Source organism: Burkholderia sp. JKS000303 (assembly GCF_002563755.1).
Classification (GTDB): domain Bacteria; phylum Pseudomonadota; class Gammaproteobacteria; order Burkholderiales; family Burkholderiaceae; genus Burkholderia; species Burkholderia anthina_B.
The window spans coordinates 2426111-2446761 of the sequence record NZ_PDBZ01000001.1; the positions used below are offsets into that span (position 1 = coordinate 2426111).

Consider the following 20651-nt stretch of genomic DNA (forward strand, 5'->3'; position numbering starts at 1 on the left):
TCGAGGAGGGGAAGCTGCATGAGCAGATTGATCGTGGTATCGAATCGTGTCGCCGCAGGCGAGGACACACGTCCGAGCGCGGGTGGTCTCGCGGTCGGCGTGATGGACGCGCTGAAGGAAACCGGCGGCGTCTGGTTCGGCTGGAACGGCGAGATCGTCGGTGCGCCCGATGCCGAGCCCGCGATTCAGCGGGACGGTAACGTCACGTACGCGACGGTCGGGCTGACCCGGCGCGACTACGATCAGTACTACCGCGGCTTCTCGAACGCGACGCTGTGGCCGGTGTTCCACTACCGCGGCGATCTTGCCCGCTTTGACCGGCAGGAGTATGCGGGCTATCTGCGCGTGAATGCGATGCTCGCGAAGCAGCTCGCCGCGCTGCTGCGGCCCGACGACCTGATCTGGGTGCACGACTACCATCTGCTGCCGTTCGCGCATTTCCTGCGCGAGCTCGGCGTGAAGAACCCGATCGGCTTTTTCCTGCACATTCCGTTTCCGTCGCCGGAGATGCTGCGCCTCGTGCCGCCGCACGAGGAACTCGTGAAGTTCATGTGCGCGTACGACGTCGCGGGCTTCCAGACCGATGCCGACAAGCAGGCGTTCGCCGACTACATCGAGCGGCGCGGGATCGGCACGGCGAGCGACGACGGGATGCTGCATGCGCACGGCCGCGTCGTGAAGGTTGCCGCCTATCCGATCGGCGTGCATCCGGATGCGATCGCCGAGGCGGCCGTCCAGTACGGTTCGCGCAAGCCGGTGAAGATGCTGCGCGACGCACTCGACGGCCGCAAGCTCGTGATGAGCGTCGACCGTCTCGATTATTCGAAGGGGCTGGTCGAGCGCTTCCAGTCGTTCGAGCGGATGCTCGCGAACGCGCCGGGCTGGCAGGGGCGCGTGTCGCTCGTGCAGATCGCGCCGCCGACGCGCGCCGACGTGCAGACCTACCAGCACATTCGCGAAACGCTCGAAGGCGAGGCGGGCCGCATCAACGGCCGCTTCTCGCAGCTCGACTGGACGCCGATCCAGTACCTGAACCGCAAGTACGAACGCAACCTGCTGATGGCGTTCTTCCGGATGTCGCAGGTCGGCTACGTGACGCCGTTGCGCGACGGGATGAACCTCGTGGCGAAGGAATACGTCGCGTCGCAGGATCCGGCCGATCCGGGCGTGCTCGTGCTGTCGGAGTTCGCGGGCGCGGCTGCCGAGCTGACCGGCGCGCTGCTCGTCAATCCGTACGACCTGTCGCAGATGGCCGACGCGCTCGAGCGCGCGCTGTCGATGCCGCTCGCGGAGCGGCAGGCGCGCCACGAGCAGAACCTCGCGCGGCTGCGCGAGAACGACCTGTCGGTATGGCGCGACACGTTCGTCGCCGACCTGCGCAGCGTCGCGGCAGCTGCGTCGGTCACGCAGCGGGCCGGCCGGCGGATCGCCCATGTCTGAGCGCGTGGAAGCGGTCGGGGCCGACGACGATGCGGCCGGCCGTTTCTACGTCGTCACGGGCGGCCCCGGCTTGGGCAAGAGCACGTTGCTCGATGCGCTCGAGCGCGCCGGTTTCGCGCGCTCGCAGGAGGCCGGGCGCGGCGTGATCCGCGACCAGATGGCGATCGACGGCCAGGCACTGCCGTGGCGCGACCGGGCCGTCTTCGCGGAACTGATGCTCGGTTGGGAGATGCGCTCGCACCATCTGGCGCGATGCGCGCGCGGGCCGGTGTTCTTCGATCGCGGCGTGCCGGACGTGATCGGCTATCTGCGGTTGACGGGCCTCGCGGTGCCCGCGCATGCGGAAGCGGCGGCGCGGCGCTTTCGCTATCACCGGCGCGTATTCATCGCGCCGCCGTGGCCCGACATTTACACGCAAGACACCGAGCGCCGGCAGGATTTCGCGGAAGCCGTGCGGACCTACGACGCGATGGTCGAGTGTTATACGTCGTACGGCTATCGGCTGATCGAGCTGCCGCGCGCGAGCGTGAAGGCGCGCGTGCGCTTCGTGATGGATACGCTCGACGCCGCGTGACGGGCGCGCGCCGTGCGCGTCGGCTTCAGGTTGCCGCGTCGGGCTTTGGCGACGCGATGCGCAGCATGCTCACCACGGCAGCGACCGCCGCGAACACCGTCGCAAGATAGAGCGCGATGGTCGGCCCGCGATCGGGCGCCAGCCCGAAAATCAATGCGACGAGCGCGGCGCCGAGCGTCTGGCCGGTCAGGCGCGCCGTGCTCAGCATCCCGCCCGCGCCGCCACTGCGCTCGCGCGGCGCCGACGACAGCATCGCGCGGTTGTTCGGCGACTGGAACAGCCCGAAGCCCGCGCCGCACAGCGCCATTCGCCACACGATGTCGACGGTGCCCGGATGCGCGCCGATCGTCGCGAGCGACAGCAATCCGAGCGCGAACAGCGCGAGCCCGATCCCGCCGAGGATGCCGGCCGAATAGCGGTCCGACAGCACGCCCGCGAGCGGTGCGGCGAACACGATCACGAGCGGCCACGGGGTCATGTAGAGGCCGGTTTCGACCTGCGAGAAACCGAGCGAATTCTGCAGCCAGAACGGCAGCGCGACGAACGCGAGCATCTGCGAGGTGAACGATGCGACCGACGTGCAGATCGACAGCGCGAACATCGGGATGCGCATCAGGTCGACCGGCAGCAGCGGCGCCGGCTGCGACAACTGGCGCTTCACGAAGAAGTAGCCGATGCCGAATGCGACGGCCAGTTCGATCACGACATAGGCGCGGCTTTCGCCGTGGCCGAATCCGTCGACGGCCATGATCAGCAGACCGAACACGCAGGCGTTCATCAGCGCGCTCAGGAAGTCGTACGGCGCATCGTGCAGCGGGTTGGTCGGCAACGCACGGAGGCTGCCGAATACCGCGGCGATGCCGATCGGCACGTTGACCGCGAACAGCCACGGCCACGACGCGAACGACAGGATCGCCGACGCGACCGTCGGGCCGATCGCCGACGACAGCGCGACCACCATCGCGTTGATCGACAGTCCGCGCCCGAGCATCGACGACGGATAGATCATCCGCACGAGCGCCGCATTCACGCTCATGATGCCGGCCGCGCCGAAGCCCTGGATCACGCGCATCACCGCGAGCATCGGCAGCGAACCGGCGAGCGCGCAGCCGAGCGATGCCGCCGTGAAGAGCGCGAGCCCGGCGATGTAGATGCGACGGTAGCCGATGCGCTCGCCGAGCGAGGCGAGCGGCAGCAGCGTGATGGTGACGGCGAGCTGGTATGCGTTGACGATCCAGATCGATGCGGCGTCGGATGCGTGCAGGTCGCGCGCGATCGTCGGCAGCGCGACGTTCGCGATTGCGCCGTCGAGCACGGCGAGCGTGATGCCCAGTGCGACGCAGACGATTGCCCAGTAGCGTTGCGGAAGCGGCAGGCCGATGTCGGCGTTCATGACGGGAGCGAAAGCGTGGTTGTCCGCGCGCCCGGATGCCGGTTGCGTACGCAACCATGCTCGCGGGTGGAGGCGGCGGTGAATGGCCAGGCCGGCACAGCATCTGCGCCGAAGCGGGACCGGTCGAGTGTATCACCGGCGCGCATCGGCCGACGTCGGCGCGCGCGGCTGCCGGCCGGCGCGTGCATTCAGCCTTCGAAGTCCAGGCCGCCGAGCCGCACCAGCGGGTCGGCCTGCGTGCGCGACGCCAGATCGATGTCGCGTGCGCCTTCCCATGCGCCCAGCTTCCTCGGCAGCGCGCTCAGGTAGTGCTCGAAACGCGCGGGGCCGTCGGGCTCCATCAGCCGTTCGATCTCGTCGCTGTCCCAGGTCAGTTCGAGGTTCAGCGGATGCACGTAGCCGCTCACATGTTCGTGCGGTGCGCTACGGATCCGCACGCGGGTCGGTTGCCCGTGTCCGCCGTACGGGACGACGTCGGCCTGAACGTGATCGGCGAAGAAAGCGGCGATCACCTGCGCGATGCGCGGTGCGAATTCGGTATCGAAACGGCGGGCGGTTTCGGGCTGCATGAAGGCGTCTCCTGTATCCCGAAAATCGTAGCACGGCGGTGCCGCGTTTCGGGGTGCGTGATACCCGTAATGGCGCGTTACCACTTGCTGCATCTATTACGGCCGGGTGCCGCCACAATGCATCGCATCCAGTACCACTTCGCGTGGGAGTCCATCATGAAAAAAATTGCCGCAGTATGTGTCCTCGCCGGTTCGCTCGTCGCGGCGGGCCCGGCGTCCGCACACGGCCGCGACGGCGGCGCCGTCATCGGCGCGCTGATCGGCGGCGCGGTGCTCGGCGCGATCGTGACGTCCGCGATGAATCCGCCGGTTGCGTACCAGGCGCCCGTGTATCAGGCACCGGCCTATCAGCCGCCGACCTACTACCAGGCACCGGCGTATCAGCAACCCGAGTATCCGACCTATCAGCAGGCGCAGTATCAGGGCGACGGCCAGAACTATTGCTACGACCGCTATCAGCGCGCGTACGTGTGCGGTGCGCCCGTGTCGGGCGGCTATGCACAGCCGGCCGGCTGGTAAGCGGGCGGATGAGCGGATTCGGCGCGGCGTGGTACGCGCCGATCGAACCGCCGGTACGCAGGACGACAAAAAGCAAGGCCCTCGCATGATGCGAGGGCCTTTGTCATTTCACGAATGTCAATTCTCGTGTGCTATGCCGCACGTCGCGCGAGGCGACGTGCGGATACAAACGGTTGCAATTGGACCGCGTCTGGATCAGTGGCGATGGCCGCCGTCGCCATGACCGCGTCCGCCGCCGCCTTCGTTCCAGTCGCCGCGACGTCCGCCGCCGTGACCCCAGCCGCCGCGATGGTAGTCGCGACGTCCGCGGTCCCAGTCGCGTCCGCCGCCGCCACCCCAGATATTGACCGTGCCGTAGACCGGTGACGGGCCGTACGCATAGCCGGGATCGGAATAGTAGGGCTGTCCGTAGCCGTATCCGGCCTCCGGACCGACGACGCAGCCGGCCAGCAACGTGGCGACGCCGGCGGCAGCAATGAGCTTCAGCATGATGTTCTCCCTTGGTTCCCCTATAAGTACCGCGCGCGGAGATTGCGGGCTGTTTGCAATTGTGTCTTCAAATTACAGCTTCGTAAGCTGTTGCGACGAAAGTGTTAGCATCCGGAGCCTATTTTGTTTATGAGGAGCATATCGATGAAATTCGCGATCCGGGCTGTCCTGGCCGCCATGTGCGTCACGACCGCCGCCGCATGTGCTGCCGGGCCCGCATCGGCGCCCGCCGTGTCGGCCGAGTCGATCAAGATGTTCCCGCAACCGGCCGCCGGACAGCAGCGTGCGGTGATCGCGCTGCCCGCGCTCGAGAACGAAGGCGACGCTCGCGTCGAGCTGATGATCGGCAAGACGCTGCAGACCGACTGCAACCAGCAATGGTTCGGCGGCGAGCTGACCGCCGAGGACGTGAAAGGCTGGGGCTATACGTACTATCGGCTGACCGACGTGAAGGGGCCGGCGTCGACGCTGATGGCGTGTCCGGGCCAGGCGCCGCAGCAGCGGTTCGTCCAGGTCCGCGGCGACGGTCAGCTACTGCGCTACAACAGCCGTCTGCCGCTCGTCGTGTACGTGCCGGACGGTTTCGACGTGCGCTACCGCGTGTGGCATGCGTCGAAGGACGTGCAGCATGCAGTGACGCAGTAAAGCCGTATCGGCGCGGCCGCGCGGGGCGTCTGTCGCTGCGCGGCTGCGTGCGGTTTCGCGGATTTCGTTCCGGAGTCCGCCGTTTATTGGGCGCTCGCGTTTGCGAGCGCCGGTTACGTGGCCAGCGCGGTTTGCACGATACTTCCCGATCACGACGGCTTGTGCCGTCGCATGCCTGAATCCAGATCTCCTGTTGGGCCGTCGCGGCGCGATTGCGTGTCGCATGTCGTGGTGATGACGCTGCGATGAATGACAGAGGACACCGAATGGTTCGACGCAAAGCACGCCGCATTATTCATTTACAAAGTAGCCTGGCGTACTTACGATGACGCCACCTTGGGCTAGTGGAACATCGTATGCGTACAGTCGATCGGGCAACGCTTGCCGCGCTCTGTCTTGGTCTTGCCGCATGCGGTGGCGGTGACGACAACGCCGGGCCCGCGCCGCAGACCGTTGCGAGCACATCGACATCGCCGGCCGAACCTGCTGGCGCGGCATCCGGCGCATCGGCTACGCCGGCTACTTCCACTCCATCGACGAATTCCGGCAGCACGGCGCCGACAGCCGGTTCGCCCGGCATGGCCGGCGCGACACTTCAGCCTGTCAATGGCGCCAAGCCGATTCTCATCGCCGACATCACGATTTCTCCGGCCGCGGACGGCAGCGATCAGGCCGACGCGTTGCAGAAGGCAATCAACAGCCTGCGGGCCGGCCAGCGCCTGATCATCGAGCCGGGGCGTTACGTCGTCGGGCATTCGCTCGCGGTGACGGTGCCGCAGGCGGTGATCTCCGGATACGGCGCGACGCTGGCCGCCACGAATCCGGCCGACCAGACGATCGTGATGAGCGGCACCGGTTCGACGCTCGTCGGCGTGACGCTGGTCGGCACCGGCACGACGCGCCTCACGACGCCCGAGTCGACCAAGGTCGATGTGACGGGCACGGACGTTCAGGTGCTCGGCGTGACGATCCAGGGTGGTGCGAGCGCCGGGATTTTCGTGTTCGGCGGCAGCGGCATCGCGATCGTGGGCAACACCGTGCGGGCGACGCTTGCCGACGGCATCCATACGACCTACGGCTCGACCAACGTGCTCGTGCAGAACAACACGGTGACCGGCACCGGCGACGATCTGATCGCCGTGGTCAGCTATCTCGGCGACGGTCGTCTGAGCGGCAACGTGCTGATCGACCGTAACGCGGTGTCGGGCAACCCGTGGGGACGCGGCATTTCGGTCGTCGGCGGGCAGGGCGTGACGATCTCGAACAATACGGTCGACGGCGTTCAGAAGGCGGCGGGCATCCTCGTCGCGCAGGAAGACAGCTGGCAGACATATGGAGCGTCGAATGTCGTCATCAAGGGCAATACCGTTACCAACATCCAGAACTCGACCGTGAACAACGGGCTTCAGCCGACGCAGCAGGCCGCGATCGAACTGGATACGTGGTCGGGGACGGTGTCGGATGTCACGGTGGCTGATAACCAGGTGTCGGGAGTCGGATATTCGGGGTTTCGGGCGTACGGGAACGTGTGCTCGTTCAGCGTGACGGGGAATACGTTCGCTTCGATCGTCGGTTCGCCGGTGCAGTTGCTGACGAGCGGTTGCGCGGCAAGCCAGATTGTTGTCGATGCGAACCGGCTCGGCGATGGCACCGCGTTGGCGCTGCCGGCCGGGGCGTCGTTGACGGGGGGAATGACGGTGGCCGGGGCGAACGCGAGCTTGATGCCGCAGGTCAGGACAGCGTTGATGCAGTGATGGGTGGGGGATGGCTGTCGCATCCATGCCTCTATTCTTCCAGCGCGCCCGTTACGTCTACTGCGCCAGGGCTACTACCGTCGTCGAAGACACCGAAGCATTCTGCGCTTGCCGATCTGACGGCAATCGTGCGGGCGAATGAGAAAAGCCCGCTTGCTGACGCAGAGCGGGCTTCGAAATTGGTTGCGGGGATAGGATTTGAACCTATGACCTTCGGGTTATGAGCCCGACGAGCTGCCAGACTGCTCCACCCCGCGGCGCGAAGTATAGTCGGAGTGTTACACCCGTGTCAAACGAATGGGGCAATCATCTTGACGATGCCCGCTCGGTGCTGCGGGCTGGCTCGGTCTCTGGCGTTTCGAAGGGCTTGGCCCGCAGGCGTTCGAGCGACTCGCGTGAACGTAGGCTGAAGTGACTGGGTTGCGGTTGGCGTGCGCCGTTTGACGCGCGATAACGTCGCGGCTGTATCCCATCGCGCAGCGGCGTGGTTGCAGAGAAGCGGGTGAAAAATTTGGAGGATCTTTGGTCCCCCCGACAGGAATCGAACCTGTATCTAGCGCTTAGGAGGCGCTTGTTCTATCCATTGAACTACGGGGAGCGGATAGCTTGAGCGGGGAGGATTGAAGCCTTGTGAATCAGGCTCTTACCCTTGCCCCATCTGCCTTTTAGGCATTTTCGTCGATTCTTGAATGACACGCAATTTCAAGCAATGACGCAGAATGAAAGATCATCTCTGCTACACTTTTGCTACAAATCGAACCTGTAGCACGCCGTGCACCGGCCATGTTGCTACAGTCATCAATCGGGGTAGCGAGTAGCGTCAATCATCCAAATCGGCTCTCGCTGGCGGGCTCAAGTCCGTCTGCGAGGGAGCAAGAGTATATCAAAGACATTTCGAACAAAGGGGGCCGCTGAAGCGTGGGCACGTGACATTGAGTCATCGCTTGACAAGGGGTATGCGGCGGCGGACGAGCAGACGATCACGGTCGGGGAACTTGTCCGGCGCTACCGTGAGGCTCGGGCCGACTCCGGTAGGCCGGTAGGGGAAAAATCGAACGAGCACTACATGCTTGCGCGCCTCGAAAGTCACTTCGACGATGAGGTCGCGACCAAGCTCTCAACCCAGCGCCTGGTGAAGTTTGCGCAGTCGCGCAAGAAGGAAGGGGGGCAGTACACGATCGACATGGATATTTCCAAGCTCGAGACCGTGTACAAGTATATGGCGTCGCTTCTCGGCCTGAGATTGCCGCATGCGCCTAGCATTGCACGACCGACGCTCGATCACCTCCAGCTCATCGGCCCCGGCAAGCATCGGGATCGTCGGCCGACTCGCGATGAAATCGTGAAAATCTTCCGGTGGTTTGCAGAGCATCCCGAGCGTGAGCAGGCTGTGCCGGATGTGATTCGGGTCGCGATGATGAGCGCATTTCGCCGTGGCGAACTGTTCCGGTTGACGTGGTCGGATCTGGACGTCGAGCGCCGGCTCGCGCTCGAAAGCATCCGCGACAGAAGAAGGGCAATGACGAGTGGGTGCCGCTGATTGGCGACTCGCTCGAAGTGTTGCTGTGCCAGGCCCGCTATCCGGTGCCCCCAACGTATGAGGCAAAGCGCAAGGCGGACCCGACAACCGAGCCGCATCCGAACGAATACATCTTCCGGTTCGACAAGAGCACGGCCAGCAAATACTTCAAGCTCGCGTGTGACGATAAAGGGATCGTCGATCTGCGGCTGCACGACATGCGTCACGAAGCGACGAGCGCGCTTTTTGAGGGCGGATGGGACATCCCAGAAGTTGCGACCGTGACAGGACACAAAGATTGGCGCAACCTAAAGCGGTATACAAATCTGGGCCCTGAAAAGGTAGCAGAGAAGGGGCGCTTGAAGACGATGTCGGGTGTGACACACTCGGACATCTAGTAATCAGCTATTGTCGCGGGGACAAAAATGGCGAAGCATTATCCGGCGCAGCTTCGGGCGGCCAAATTTAATTGCGTGCATTGCGGAGTGTTTTCGGCGCAGCACTGGCACCAGTTTCATTGGCGGCCGAATGGCCACCTGGTCGCCAATCAGCTGTGGGACATCTGCACATGTACGCACTGCGACGAGGACTCGTATTGGTACGACGGGAGAATGATTATCCCGTCGACTGCAAGCGTATCAATGGCACACGAGGACTTTCCGGAGGGGCCGCGCAACGATTACAACGAGGCGCGTGACATCTTCGGGCGATCGCCTCGGGCGGCGGTTGCGCTGTTGCGCCTCGCGTTGCAGAAGTTGCTAAAGGAGGTTGGGCAGAAAGGTGCCAACATCAACGATGACATTGCGGCACTCGTCAAGGACGGCCTGTCGCCGCACGTACAGCAGGCACTCGATTATTGTCGCGTCGTAGGTAACAACGCTGTCCATCCCGGTGAAATCAGTTTGGACGATACTCCGGAAATGGGGGTGGTGTTGTTTGAGATGCTCAACTTGATCGTTGAGCAGTTGATTGCGCAACCCAAGCGAGTCGAAAGCTACTACGCTGGTCTGCCGGAGGGCGCGCGGGCGGCGATCGAGAGGCGTGACGCGGCGCCTGGCAAGTAAGTTTGTTCAGCTCTACGCGAGAGAGCACTTGTGGCACTGACGGCGCTGCAGGGTGGGATAACGGACAAGGTGTCTCGTATGGGCGCTGATTCAACCCACTTCGCGGTTGGGTTGTCAGATTGTGGGAATTTTGCCGACATGCAGAACTCGCGGGCGCTCTGCTATCATCGGTCATGAATATCACAAATAATCGGGGTCGGAGCGGTGACTCAACCGTTAGAGGCAGTTAACCAAGCGGTCAATGAGCTGCTGCGAATGGTGGCATTCGCGCAGAGCAACGACCTTCTGGCGAAGCGCTATGAACGCCAAGCGCGTGTAGCTTTGGAGGGCGGTGTTGGCAACCCGGCGTTCGCTTGGTTGTCGCTTGGTGCTGTTGCAGTGATGCAAGGGAATCACGCTGAATGTGATCGCTGCGTACGCGCCGCAGTGAATTTGTCGCCTCGGGATCAGGTCGTGCTGGCCAATGGGATGGCGCTGTTTTCGGCGGCAGGCGAATTTCGACGGGCGAGAGAGCTGAGTTTGGCGCTGGAACAGGTGGTGCTTCCTACGGATTTCACCGCGATTGGAGGGCTTGTGAATCTCCATCGAACCGTTCTTGATTTTGAGGGGGCGCTCGACGTGATTGGCAGATTCAAGATCCGCGACTCGGACCCTGTTGTGCAATCGATGAAGCGACTGCTGGCTTCAGCGGAGGCTCATGGATTGACGCAGCAAATGCGCGAAAGCTTGATTGAGACCGCGGTGGGTACCGTGCGTGCTCATGGCGGAGTTATCAGGCAGACCATGGTCGAGGATTTTGGCGATGCGGGTCTGCGCTTGGAGTTGTACGTTAGCGAGTCGGCGGAAAGATGTGGAGAGCTGAACTGGGCGATCGCCGACGCGCTGTGCGAGCAGTTTGACGATCCCGCACCGGGGCTGGTGACAATCGCGTGCCGACCGGCAAGTTCGTTTCAATTTGAAGGCCGCATTGTTTCGGTGGCACGATGACCACACAGATCCAGGATATCGAAAAACTCGCTGGCGTTCTGGCGAACGGGACCACGGAGTGCGAGTGGCGCTCAGGGGCTTCGCGCGGATACTACGCGATGTTTCACAAAGTTCTCCAAGTTGCCGATGCCTGCCTGCCGGCGAGCAACGTTGTTATGGGTGAACACGAGCGCTTGGGTGAACGTTTGAAGACTCAGGGGCTAAAAGGTCGATCACTTGCCTATCGCCTTCAGGACATGAAGAAAATTCGAACACGAGCTGACTACTTTCTCGATGTTGACTTTCCCCAGCGCGATGCAATCGATTTGATTGCGAATTATTCGTCGATTGCGGCACAAGCCGATGCATTCCTCGCATTGGTTCATCAAGCAAGCAAGCCGTAATTTGACGAATTGCCTCCCAAAAGCCCCCGATCGCGAATGCATGGTCGGGGGCTTTTGCATTGGGAGCGGATGACTTGCCATCACGCGGCGAGTTGTCGCGCTTGGGGCCGACATTTGGTCGAGATAATCCTCGACGGCGTCGTACGCTGCGAATCGACCGCCTCCTTCCTTGTAGGTGGGGATCGGGAACGTCTCGGCGCTGATCTGGTTGCGGATGGTTCCTTCCGACATTAGCAATAGCTGCGCGAACTGCGCCAGCGTCATGCGTGGGCCGACTTCTCAGGAATATAGGCGCGGGTCAGCAGGCTCACAGCGCCTCCCCGTTCTGATTGTGAAGTCGCGCTTCGGTGCGCATGTTGATTAGGTGGTTGATGGCTTCAGTCAACGCCTCGTTGGGGGTGTGCGACGGGATCGTCGGTGACAGCAACTCGAAAAGCGTGCTGCCGACGTTCGCGAGACCTGCGATCGTCCGCTGATCATTCGGCTCGAAAGTTAGGTCGGCATCGTAGACGGCGTGAAAATGGTCGATCGCCCATGTCGAATGAAGATATCGCTCTGCCTGCTCCATCAGATCGATGCAGTCCACGTGGGCGGAACGCAGGCGCTTCACAGACGCGACTACGATCTCTCGAGCTTTGGCGATGTGTGCGGCATAGAGGGCTTGATCAGTCATGTTGAGTTGCCTGTGTGATGGGGTCTGGGAGCGCGTGTGCGAGTTGCATGAGGCCGGTTTCGAGCGTGATGCCGGCGGTTGCTGCCCAAGTGCGCGCGTCTTGCGCGGTTTTGTGGCGAGCGAAAGAGCCGATCTCGTCGGCCATCAGGTCCAGCAGGTCGATGTCGGCCGCGTGCGAGATGTCGGCCACCAGTGCGCGGATCTCGGTGCGAATGGCGTCGATGCGCGCGAGCCTGCCTTGGCGGGCATCCGCCCTGGCTTCGTTCGTCTGGATAGGTTTGCGCCGCGCGAGCGGCGCTTCGTTGTTCTGGATCGCTGTTGCGGGAGTCAGCCCGCCGCTGTTTGACTGCATTGAGGTGCCGTCGACGCTCGCCAGTGCGAGCGCCGGTCGCTTCTTCGCGTGTTCCCGCTTTCGCGGCAGCGGACGTGGGGTAGAAAGGGCCGGGCGCGGGGGCAATTTGCGGCTCCGGTCGGGAACGGCCATGCGGACGCGGGATCGAGGGCGGGCTTCGCCTTCTGCGCCGGGAATGCGGCATCGAGCAGTGCCTTATTCGACGAGATCCGCTGCTTGTGCCCGATGACCGTCAACACATCAGACAGATCGGGGCGTGTTGATGTCCGCACAGAACTGACCCACTAGAGCTGAAAATTTTCATCGAATTTTGACCCACGTGATTGAATGCCCTGCTCAATCTTTGAGCAGGGGATACAAAGGTGATCACGGTGGGCATATTGGCCAAGATCAGGCGGATGTATTTCCGCGAGAAGGTCCCACTGCGCGAGATTGCGCGGCGTACGGGCCTGTCCCGAAACACGGTGCGCCGCTGGCTGCGGCAGACTGATGCTGTCGAGCCGAAGTATCCGAAGCGCGTCAGCCCGAGCGTCATCGACGACTGGGCCGCACAGCTGACAGGTTGGCTGCGTGCCGACAGTCATCGCCCGAAGCGTGACCGGCGCACCGCCCGGTTCATGTTCGAGGCGATCCGCGCCGAGGGTTACGCCGGCAGCTACGGCCGCGTAAGCGCGTTCGTGAGGCGTTGGCACGAGGAGCAGGCTGAGGCGCCTCGCAGGAAGGCCTTCGTGCCGCTCGCCTTCGAACCCGGCGAAGCCTTCCAGTTTGACTGGAGCTGCGAATACGCGTTTGTTGGCGGGCTACGGCGACGCCTGGAGGTCGCCCACGTCAAACTTAACTCCAGCCGCGCGTTCTGGCTCGTCGCCTATCCCACACAGAGTCACGAGATGCTGTTCGATGCGCACGCCCGCGCATTCGCCGCGTTCGGCGGCGTGCCGCGGCGCGGCATCTACGACAACATGAAGACCGCCGTGGACAAGGTTGGCCGCGGCAAGGAGCGTGCGGTCAACGCGCGCTTCGAAGCGATGTGCAGTCACTACCTGTTCGAGCCGGAGTTCTGCAACCGGGCTGCAGGCTGGGAGAAAGGCATCGTCGAGAAGAACGTTCAGGACCGGCGACGTCAGATCTGGCACGAAGCAGCGCTACGGCGCTGGGAAACGCTGGAGATCCTGAACGAATGGGTCGCTGGTCAGTGTCGTGAGGCGTGGCACATGCGGCACCCGCAGTGGCCTGAGCTGACAGTCGAGGATGTGCTGCAGGACGAGCGTACCCGGCTGATGCCCAATCCACGGCCGTTCGACGGCTACATCGAGCAGACCCTGCGAGTCTCGTCGACCAGCCTGATTCACTTCCAACGCAACCGCTACAGCGTGCCCACCGAGTACACGAACCAGTTGGTGAGCGTGCGCTGCTATCCGGCATATCTCAGCGTCGTCGCCAACGCCCAGGAGATCGCACGCCACGAACGCAGCTTCGAGCGGCACATGACCTTCTACGATTGGCGCCACTACGTCACGCTGGTCGAGCGCAAACCCGGCGCACTGCGCAACGGCGCACCGTTCATCACGATGCCGCAGCCGCTGCAACTGCTGCAGCGGCATCTGCTGAAACACCCGGGCGGCGATCGCGTCATGACGCAGGTGCTCGCTGCGGTGCGCGAACACGGGCTCGATGCGGTGCTGCTCGCCGTACAGGCTGCGCTGGATTCAGGACGCCCCAGCGCAGAGCACGTCCTGAACGTGCTGAGCCGGCTGAAGGCGCCCGTCACGAATGGCAGCCTCGCCACGACGAAACTCCAGCTCAAGGAAGAGCCCGCGGCCGACGTGAGCCGTTACGAGACGCTGCGCGCCAACCCACCGGAGGATCGTCATGTCTAACGATATCGCGGCCCAGCTCAAGGGTCTTAAACTGCACGGCATGGCGAGCACGTGGCCGGAGCTGCTCGCGCAGTCGCGCCACACTGACTTCGAGCCGGAGCGCTTCATGAAGCAGCTGTTGATGGCTGAAACCGCCGAACGGCAGGTGCGCTCGATCGCCTATCAAATGACCGCTGCGCGCTTCCCGGCCCACCGCGACCTGAAGGGCTTCGACTTCGCGCAGGCACACGTCGACGAAGCGCTGGTGCGCGAACTGAGCGAGCTGTCGTTCCTCGAAAGCGCGCACAACGTCGTGTTCATCGGTGGTCCGGGCACTGGCAAGACGCACCTCGCCTCAGCGATCGGAATCGAAGCCGTACAGCGCCACGGCAAGCGTGTGCGCTACTTCTCGACCGTCGAGCTGACCAACGCCCTGGAGCAGGAGAAGTCCATCGGCAAACAAGGCCAGATCGCCCACAAGCTGATGTACGTCGATCTGGTGATTCTCGATGAGCTGGGCTATCTGCCGTTCAGCCAGACCGGCGGTGCATTGCTGTTCCATCTGCTCTCAAAGCTTTACGAGCACACGAGCGTCGCGATCACGACCAATCTCAGCTTCGGCGAGTGGGCGAGCGTGTTCGGGGATGCAAAGATGACGACAGCGCTGCTGGACCGCGTCACCCATCACTGCCACATCGTCGAAACGGGCAATGAATCGTGGCGCTTCAGGACCAGTTCTGCCAAGGCAAAGACAACAAGAAAAAGAGCAGCAAAACCAGCGGGTAACGAAGAGTTATCCACACCGGAATAGATGTACTACGCTGTCTCAGGGTGGGTCAGATTTAGATGAAATCGGTGGGTTAAGACTCGGTGGAAATCAACAGCATGTTGCGCCAGTGCATCATCGGATATGGGCAGTAGCATTGCAACCAGAATGCCGAGTCTCGGCACGTGGAAAAGCACAAAGCCCGCATCTAGCGGGCTTTTTTTATGCGCTACAAATTTGCTACAGCAGGGGGTGAGAGCCTTGCTGGATAAGCCTTGCGCTTATCATTCCATCCCCTGAACTACGGGGAGAGCCATGTCCGCGGTATCGCGTGTTGAAAACGCGAACGGGACGGCGGTGTGGACAGCGCGCAGAGTATAGCAAACGCGACGCGCATCGGCGGACGGAAAACGTGCCGATGCGCGGCTCGCGCGTTCAGGCGTGGTCGGGAATCAGAAATCAGAAATCGACGACGACGAAATCTTCCTTGCCCACGTCGCACAGCGGGCAGCGCCAGTCGGCGGGAATGTCGGCGAAACGGGTGCCGGCGGGGATGCCTTCATCGGGCAGACCTTCGGCTTCGTTGTAGACCCACCCGCAAATCAGGCAGACCCAGCTCTGGTATTCGGTTACTTCGCTCATGTAGCGCTCGGGATGATGAAAATCGGTGATGCCGCTCGCGGCACGGCCGGCGGACGAAAGGCGCAATGGTACCGGAATTTCGCCGAACGCCTCGGTAACGTCGTTTTAAACGTACGCATCGCGAACAACGGCTGCCGTCGCGCGCGCCGGGCACGCAGTGTATGCTTCGTGAGCCTTTCAATCTGAAGGAGGAAACGATGATCAACAAGAAATGGATCGCGGGCGCGGTATGTGTCGCGGCATTGGCCATGTCGACGCTCGCGCGCGCCGAGGCGCGCGTGTTCTTCGTCGAACCGAAGGACGGCGCGACGGTATCGAGCCCGGTGCACGTGAAGTTCGGCCTCGAGGGGATGGACCTCAAGCCGGCCGGCGACATGACGCCGGACACGGGCCACCATCACCTGCTGATCGACAGCCAGCCGGTGCCGAAGGGCGACGTGATCCCGGCCACCGACCATTCGCTGCACTTCGGCAAGGGCCAGACCGAAACCGACTTGAAGCTGCCGCCCGGCCCGCACACGCTGACGCTGCAATTCGGCGACGGCGCACACCGTTCGTATGGTCCCGAAATGAGCTCGACGATCACGGTCAACGTGAAGTAACACGCACGTCCCGCATGTGGGCATCCGGCCGTGAAGCTGCGGCCGGGCGCCTGCCGCCGGTGCCGCGTCCGCACCGACGCGCCTGCCGCCGGCCCTGCCTCGGTACCCATTCAGCATAAAAAGCACCGCACACCGGCCTAGTCCATTCGGCCATCCCGGCGCGGGCGTCCGCCACCGGTACAATGGGCGCTTCCGATTTCTCTCTTCGCCGTCTCCCCATGTCGCTTTATTCCATTACCGGCGCGCAACTCGCGTTCGGTCACGTCGCGTTGCTCGACCACGCGGACTTCTCGCTGGAGGCCGGCGAGCGTGTTGGCCTGATCGGTCGCAACGGCGCGGGCAAATCGTCGCTGCTGAAGATCGTCGCCGGGCTCGCGAAGCCCGACGACGGGCTGATCACGCGCCAGCAGGACCTCGTGACCGTCTACGTGCCGCAGGAGCCCGAATTCGAACCTGGCGCGACGGTGTTCGACGCGGTGGCGTCGGGGCTCACGCATACGCGCGAAGTCCTCGAAGAATACGATTCGATCGCGCACCGCCTCGCGGAAACGCCGGAAGGCGCCGAGCACGACGCGCTGCTCGCGCGGATGAACGCGCTGCAGTCGTCGCTCGATATGCACGACGCGTGGAACTGGCGCACGCGCGTGTCGATGACGCTCGCACAGATCGGCCTGACGGACGGCGACGCGCAGGTCGACGCGCTGTCGGGCGGGATGCAGAAGCGTGTCGCGCTGGCGCGCGCGCTGGTGCTGCAGCCGGACGTGCTGCTGCTCGACGAACCGACCAACCACCTCGACTTCGACGGCATCCGCTGGCTGGAAGAGCTGCTGGTCGCGCAGCGCGCGGGCTTGCTGTTCATCACGCACGATCGCGCGTTCCTCGACCGCGTCGCGACGCGCATCGTCGACCTCGATCGCGGCGGTCTGCTGTCGTATCCGGGCAATTTCTCGGCGTACCAGACGCGCAAGGCGCAGCAGCTGGAAGTCGAGCGTGTGGAAAACGAGAAGTTCGACAAGCTGCTCGCGCAGGAGGAAGTGTGGATCCGCAAGGGCGTCGAGGCGCGCCGCACGCGCAGCGTCGGCCGTATCGCGCGGCTCGTGCAGATGCGCAACGATCGCGCGGAGCGTCGCAACGCGCAGGGCAACGTGAAGCTCGACGTCGCGCAGGGCGAGAAGTCCGGCAAGATCGTCGCGGAGCTGACCGACGTGACGAAGCGCTACGGCGATCGCACGGTGGTCGACACGTTCTCGACGACGGTCATGCGCGGCGACAAGATCGGTTTCGTCGGCCCGAACGGCGCCGGCAAGACGACGCTGCTCAAGCTGATCCTCGGTGAACTGAAGCCCGACGCGGGCACGGTGCGCACCGGCACGAACCTGCAGGTCGCGTACTTCGACCAGATGCGCGCGCAGCTCGACCAGGAAAAGAGCCTGGCCGACACGATTAGCCCGGGCAGCGAATGGGTCGAGATCGGCGGCGTGCGCAAGCACGTGATGAGCTATCTCGGCGACTTCCTGTTCGCGCCGGAACGCGCGCGTTCGCCGGTGAAGTCGCTGTCGGGCGGCGAGCGCAACCGGCTGCTGCTCGCGCGCCTGTTCGCGCGCCCGGCCAACGTGTTGGTGCTCGACGAACCGACCAACGACCTCGACATCCCGACGCTCGAACTGCTCGAAGAGCTGCTGGCCGACTACGACGGCACGGTGCTGCTCGTCAGCCACGACCGCGCATTCCTCGACAACGTCGTGACGTCGGTGATCGCGGCCGAAGGCGACGGCAAGTGGCGCGAATACGTCGGCGGCTTCACCGACTGGCAGATCCAGAGCGAGCGGTCGCAGCAGCTTGCGCAGCAGGAAGCGGCGAAGCGCGCGGTGAAGGATGCGGCGCCGGTCAAGGAAGACGCGGCGAAAAGCGCAGCCGGCCGCAACGCGCAGCGCACGGTGAAGCTGTCGTTCAACGAGCAGCGCGAACTCGATGCGCTGCCGGAGAAGATCGCCGCGCTCGAGGAAGAACAGAAGACGATCAACGCGCGGCTCGAGGACGGCTCGATCTTCGCGAAGGATCCGCAGGAAGGCACGCGCCTGACCGAGCGGTTCGCGGCGATCGACGACGAACTGCTCGCCGCGCTCGAGCGGTGGGAGACGCTCGAGGCGAAACGCAAGCCGGTCTGACGCACTGCACGCGGGCCGGCCGGTGGCGCGGCGTGACGATCTTGCGGCGGCGCGCCACGCGGAACCAGTAAAATACCGCGCGTCCCGGGCCGCGCAGCGCATGCCGCGCGCCCGCTTTCGGAGCAGTCCAAGCACACCGTTGTTTCGATTCGCTTTTTTACGGAACTCAACGCTTTGTCCACGACGTTATCCACACGAGATGTGGAAAACGTCCCGATGAACGACGAAATTCAGCGCCTATGTCAACGAAGAAGCCCAGCGCGGCCTATAGCGAAGCATCGATCAAGGTGCTCAAGGGCCTCGAGCCGGTCAAGCAGCGGCCCGGCATGTACACCCGTACCGAAAATCCGCTGCACATCATTCAGGAAGTGATCGACAACGCGTCCGACGAGGCACTCGGCGGCCACGGCAAGCAGATCACGGTCACGCTGCACGCCGATCAGTCGGTGTCGGTCGAGGACGACGGTCGCGGCATCCCGTTCGGCCTGCATCCCGAGGAAGGCGTGCCGGTCGTCGAGATCGTGTTCACGCGCCTGCACGCAGGCGGCAAGTTCGACAAGGCCGCCGGCGGCGCATACACGTTCTCGGGCGGCCTGCACGGCGTCGGCGTGTCGGTGACGAACGCGCTCGCGACGCGCCTCGACGTGACGGTCTGGCGCGACGGCAAGATCGCCGAGCTCGGTTTTGCCGACGGCGACGTCGTCAAGCCGCTCGCGACGCAAGGCGCGGGCCGCGGCGAGAAGAAATCCGGCACGCGCGTGCAGGTGTGGCCGAATCCGAAGTACTTCGATTCTCCGAACCTGCCGTTCGGCGAGTTGCAGCGCCTGCTGCGCTCGAAGGCCGTGCTGCTGCCGGGCGTCGAGGTCGTGCTCGTCAACGAGAAGAGCGGCGAGCGCCAGACGTGGAAGTACGAGGACGGCCTGCGCGGCTACCTGCTCGACGAGATGAACGGCAGCGAACTGCTGATCCCGCTGTTCGAAGGCGAGCGCTTTGCCGATGCACGTTCGGGCGACGACACCTTCGCCGAAGGCGAGGGCGCGTCGTGGGTCGTCGCATGGAGCGAGGAAGGCTCGCTCGTGCGCGAGTCGTACGTGAACCTGATTCCGACGCCGGCCGGCGGCACGCACGAGTCGGGCCTGCGCGACGGTCTCTATCAGGCAGTGAAAAGCTTCGTCGAACTGCACAACCTGCAGCCGAAGGGCGTGAAGCTGCTCGCGGAAGACGTGTTCGCGCGCGTGTCGTTCGTGCTGTCCGCGAAGGTGCTCGATCCGCAGTTCCAGGGGCAGATCAAGGAGCGCCTGAACAGCCGCGACGCGGTGAAGCTCGTGTCGTCGTTCTCGCGTCCGGCGCTCGAACTGTGGCTGAACCAGCACGTCGAGCACGGCAAGAAGCTCGCCGAACTCGTGATCAAGCAGGCGCAGGCGCGCACGCGCGCGGGCCAGAAGGTCGAGAAGCGCAAGAGCTCGGGCGTCGCGGTGCTGCCGGGCAAGCTGACCGACTGCGAGACGGAAGATATCGCGCGCAACGAACTGTTCCTCGTCGAGGGCGACTCGGCGGGCGGTTCCGCGAAGATGGGCCGCGACAAGGAATACCAGGCGATCCTGCCGCTGCGCGGCAAGGTGCTGAACACGTGGGAAACCGAGCGCGATCGCCTGTTCGCGAACAACGAGGTGCACGACATCTCGGTTGCGATCGGCGTCGATCCGCACAGCCCGGACGACAGCGTCGACCTGTCGAACCTGCGCTACGGCAAGATCTGCATCCTGTCGGACGCGGACGTCGACGGCTCGCACATCCAGGTGCTGCTGCTCACGCTGTTCTTCAAGCATTTCCCGCAGCTGATCGAGCGCGGCCATGTGTGCGTTGCGCGACCGCCGCTGTTCCGCGTCGACGCGCCCGCGCGTGGCAAGAAGGCCGCGCAGAAGCTCTATGCGCTCGACGACGGCGAACTCGAAGCGATCCTCGACAAGCTGCGCAAGGACGGCGTGCGCGAGACCCAGTGGAGCATCAGCCGCTTCAAGGGCCTCGGCGAAATGAGCGCCGAGCAGCTGTGGGACACGACGATGAACCCCGACACGCGCCGCCTGATGCCGGTGAAGCTCGGCGAGCTCGACTACGAGGCGACCGTCGCGCGCATGACGATGCTGATGGGCAAGGGCGAGGCAGCCGCGCGGCGCGGCTGGCTCGAGGAAAAGGGCAACGACGTCGAAGCGGATATTTAAGCGACGCATCCGCGTGGCCGGGCATGACGCCCGG

General features: G+C 63.9%; 21 protein-coding genes and 2 tRNA genes. 15 read left to right on the plus strand and 8 right to left on the minus strand.

The window, feature by feature from the left end:
* Positions 1-18: 18 nt before the first annotated feature.
* Both otsA and BX604_RS11730 read left to right on the plus strand, forming a co-directional pair.
* Positions 19-1440, plus strand: a complete 1422-nt coding sequence (gene otsA / locus BX604_RS11725) for an alpha,alpha-trehalose-phosphate synthase (UDP-forming) (protein ID WP_098550944.1) — start codon at positions 19-21, stop codon at positions 1438-1440.
* Positions 1433-2014 (plus strand): AAA family ATPase, encoded by a 582-nt coding sequence (locus tag BX604_RS11730; RefSeq protein ID WP_098550945.1) that lies wholly within the window; start codon positions 1433-1435, stop codon positions 2012-2014. The genes otsA and BX604_RS11730 overlap by 8 nt, the downstream gene beginning before the upstream one ends.
* Before the next feature lie 25 nt (positions 2015-2039).
* Here BX604_RS11730 and BX604_RS11735 read toward each other — a convergent pair whose 3' ends face one another.
* Positions 2040-3407, minus strand: coding sequence for an MFS transporter (locus tag BX604_RS11735; RefSeq protein ID WP_098550946.1), 1368 nt, complete (start codon positions 3405-3407; stop codon positions 2040-2042).
* Positions 3408-3595: 188 nt separating this feature from the next.
* Entirely contained in the window at positions 3596-3976 is a 381-nt protein-coding gene (locus BX604_RS11740; RefSeq protein WP_098550947.1) for a DUF5594 family protein, read from the minus strand.
* Between the two features lie 117 nt (positions 3977-4093).
* Here BX604_RS11740 and BX604_RS11745 point away from each other — a divergent pair, with 117 nt between their 5' ends.
* Positions 4094-4495, plus strand: a complete 402-nt coding sequence (locus BX604_RS11745; protein WP_098550948.1) for a hypothetical protein — start codon at positions 4094-4096, stop codon at positions 4493-4495.
* 195 nt (positions 4496-4690) lie between these two features.
* On the opposite strand, the gene BX604_RS11750 is transcribed toward BX604_RS11745, so the two are convergent.
* Positions 4691-4984, minus strand: coding sequence for a hypothetical protein (locus BX604_RS11750; RefSeq protein ID WP_098550949.1), 294 nt, complete (start codon positions 4982-4984; stop codon positions 4691-4693).
* 144 nt (positions 4985-5128) lie between these two features.
* Between BX604_RS11750 and eco the strand changes: the two genes are divergently transcribed.
* Positions 5129-5629: a serine protease inhibitor ecotin gene (eco, locus tag BX604_RS11755; protein ID WP_098550950.1), complete on the plus strand. Its 501-nt coding sequence runs from the start codon at positions 5129-5131 to the stop codon at positions 5627-5629.
* Between the two features lie 578 nt (positions 5630-6207).
* Positions 6208-7383: a right-handed parallel beta-helix repeat-containing protein gene (locus BX604_RS11760; protein WP_179894795.1), complete on the plus strand. Its 1176-nt coding sequence runs from the start codon at positions 6208-6210 to the stop codon at positions 7381-7383.
* 180 nt (positions 7384-7563) lie between these two features.
* Here BX604_RS11760 and BX604_RS11765 read toward each other — a convergent pair.
* Positions 7564-7640 (minus strand) — tRNA-Met (locus tag BX604_RS11765).
* A 266-nt stretch (positions 7641-7906) separates the two neighbouring features.
* Positions 7907-7981 (minus strand) — tRNA-Arg (locus BX604_RS11770).
* Positions 7982-8449: 468 nt separating this feature from the next.
* Here BX604_RS11770 and BX604_RS39490 point away from each other — a divergent pair.
* From BX604_RS39490 to BX604_RS38940, 5 genes are all read left to right on the plus strand, one after another.
* Complete coding sequence (locus BX604_RS39490) at positions 8450-8923, plus strand: hypothetical protein (protein WP_257146293.1); 474 nt, start codon at positions 8450-8452, stop codon at positions 8921-8923.
* Positions 8914-9300: a tyrosine-type recombinase/integrase gene (locus BX604_RS39495; RefSeq protein ID WP_257146294.1), complete on the plus strand. Its 387-nt coding sequence runs from the start codon at positions 8914-8916 to the stop codon at positions 9298-9300. Before BX604_RS39490 ends, BX604_RS39495 begins: the two co-directional genes overlap by 10 nt.
* Positions 9301-9327: 27 nt before the next feature.
* Complete coding sequence (locus tag BX604_RS11780) at positions 9328-9966, plus strand: DUF4145 domain-containing protein (RefSeq protein ID WP_098550951.1); 639 nt, start codon at positions 9328-9330, stop codon at positions 9964-9966.
* A 255-nt stretch (positions 9967-10221) separates the two neighbouring features.
* On the plus strand, positions 10222-10953 hold the full coding sequence (locus tag BX604_RS11785) for a tetratricopeptide repeat protein (protein WP_143748020.1): 732 nt from the start codon (positions 10222-10224) through the stop codon (positions 10951-10953).
* Positions 10950-11336 (plus strand): hypothetical protein, encoded by a 387-nt coding sequence (locus BX604_RS38940; protein ID WP_179894796.1) that lies wholly within the window; start codon positions 10950-10952, stop codon positions 11334-11336. The genes BX604_RS11785 and BX604_RS38940 overlap by 4 nt, the downstream gene beginning before the upstream one ends.
* A gap of 307 nt (positions 11337-11643) precedes the next feature.
* Here BX604_RS38940 and BX604_RS11795 read toward each other — a convergent pair whose 3' ends face one another.
* A complete protein-coding gene (locus tag BX604_RS11795) occupies positions 11644-12009 on the minus strand; it encodes a hypothetical protein (protein WP_098550953.1) in 366 nt (121 codons plus the stop codon).
* Complete coding sequence (locus tag BX604_RS11800) at positions 12002-12493, minus strand: hypothetical protein (RefSeq protein WP_306668204.1); 492 nt, start codon at positions 12491-12493, stop codon at positions 12002-12004. The genes BX604_RS11795 and BX604_RS11800 overlap by 8 nt, the downstream gene beginning before the upstream one ends.
* Before the next feature lie 266 nt (positions 12494-12759).
* Here BX604_RS11800 and istA point away from each other — a divergent pair, with 266 nt between their 5' ends.
* Positions 12760-14238, plus strand: coding sequence for an IS21 family transposase (gene istA, locus BX604_RS11810; protein WP_217443306.1), 1479 nt, complete (start codon positions 12760-12762; stop codon positions 14236-14238).
* Positions 14231-15028, plus strand: coding sequence for an IS21-like element helper ATPase IstB (gene istB, locus BX604_RS11815; protein ID WP_060091270.1), 798 nt, complete (start codon positions 14231-14233; stop codon positions 15026-15028). Before istA ends, istB begins: the two co-directional genes overlap by 8 nt.
* A 414-nt stretch (positions 15029-15442) precedes the next feature.
* Here the strand turns inward: istB and BX604_RS11820 are convergent, their stop codons facing one another.
* Positions 15443-15625, minus strand: coding sequence for a rubredoxin (locus BX604_RS11820; RefSeq protein WP_006478164.1), 183 nt, complete (start codon positions 15623-15625; stop codon positions 15443-15445).
* Positions 15626-15822: 197 nt separating this feature from the next.
* Here BX604_RS11820 and BX604_RS11825 point away from each other — a divergent pair, with 197 nt between their 5' ends.
* The 3 genes from BX604_RS11825 to BX604_RS11835 all read left to right on the plus strand — a co-directional run bounded on the left by BX604_RS11825 (position 15823) and on the right by BX604_RS11835 (position 20617).
* Positions 15823-16227 carry a DUF4399 domain-containing protein gene (locus tag BX604_RS11825; protein WP_098550956.1) on the plus strand — a complete coding sequence of 135 codons (405 nt, stop codon included), beginning with the start codon at positions 15823-15825 and terminating at the stop codon, positions 16225-16227.
* Between the two features lie 218 nt (positions 16228-16445).
* A complete protein-coding gene (locus tag BX604_RS11830) occupies positions 16446-18395 on the plus strand; it encodes an ATP-binding cassette domain-containing protein (protein ID WP_098550957.1) in 1950 nt (649 codons plus the stop codon).
* Between the two features lie 239 nt (positions 18396-18634).
* The gene (locus BX604_RS11835) at positions 18635-20617 is read left to right on the plus strand and encodes a DNA topoisomerase IV subunit B (protein ID WP_098550958.1); all 1983 of its coding nucleotides are present in this window, start codon (positions 18635-18637) and stop codon (positions 20615-20617) included.
* Positions 20618-20651 lie beyond the last annotated feature (34 nt).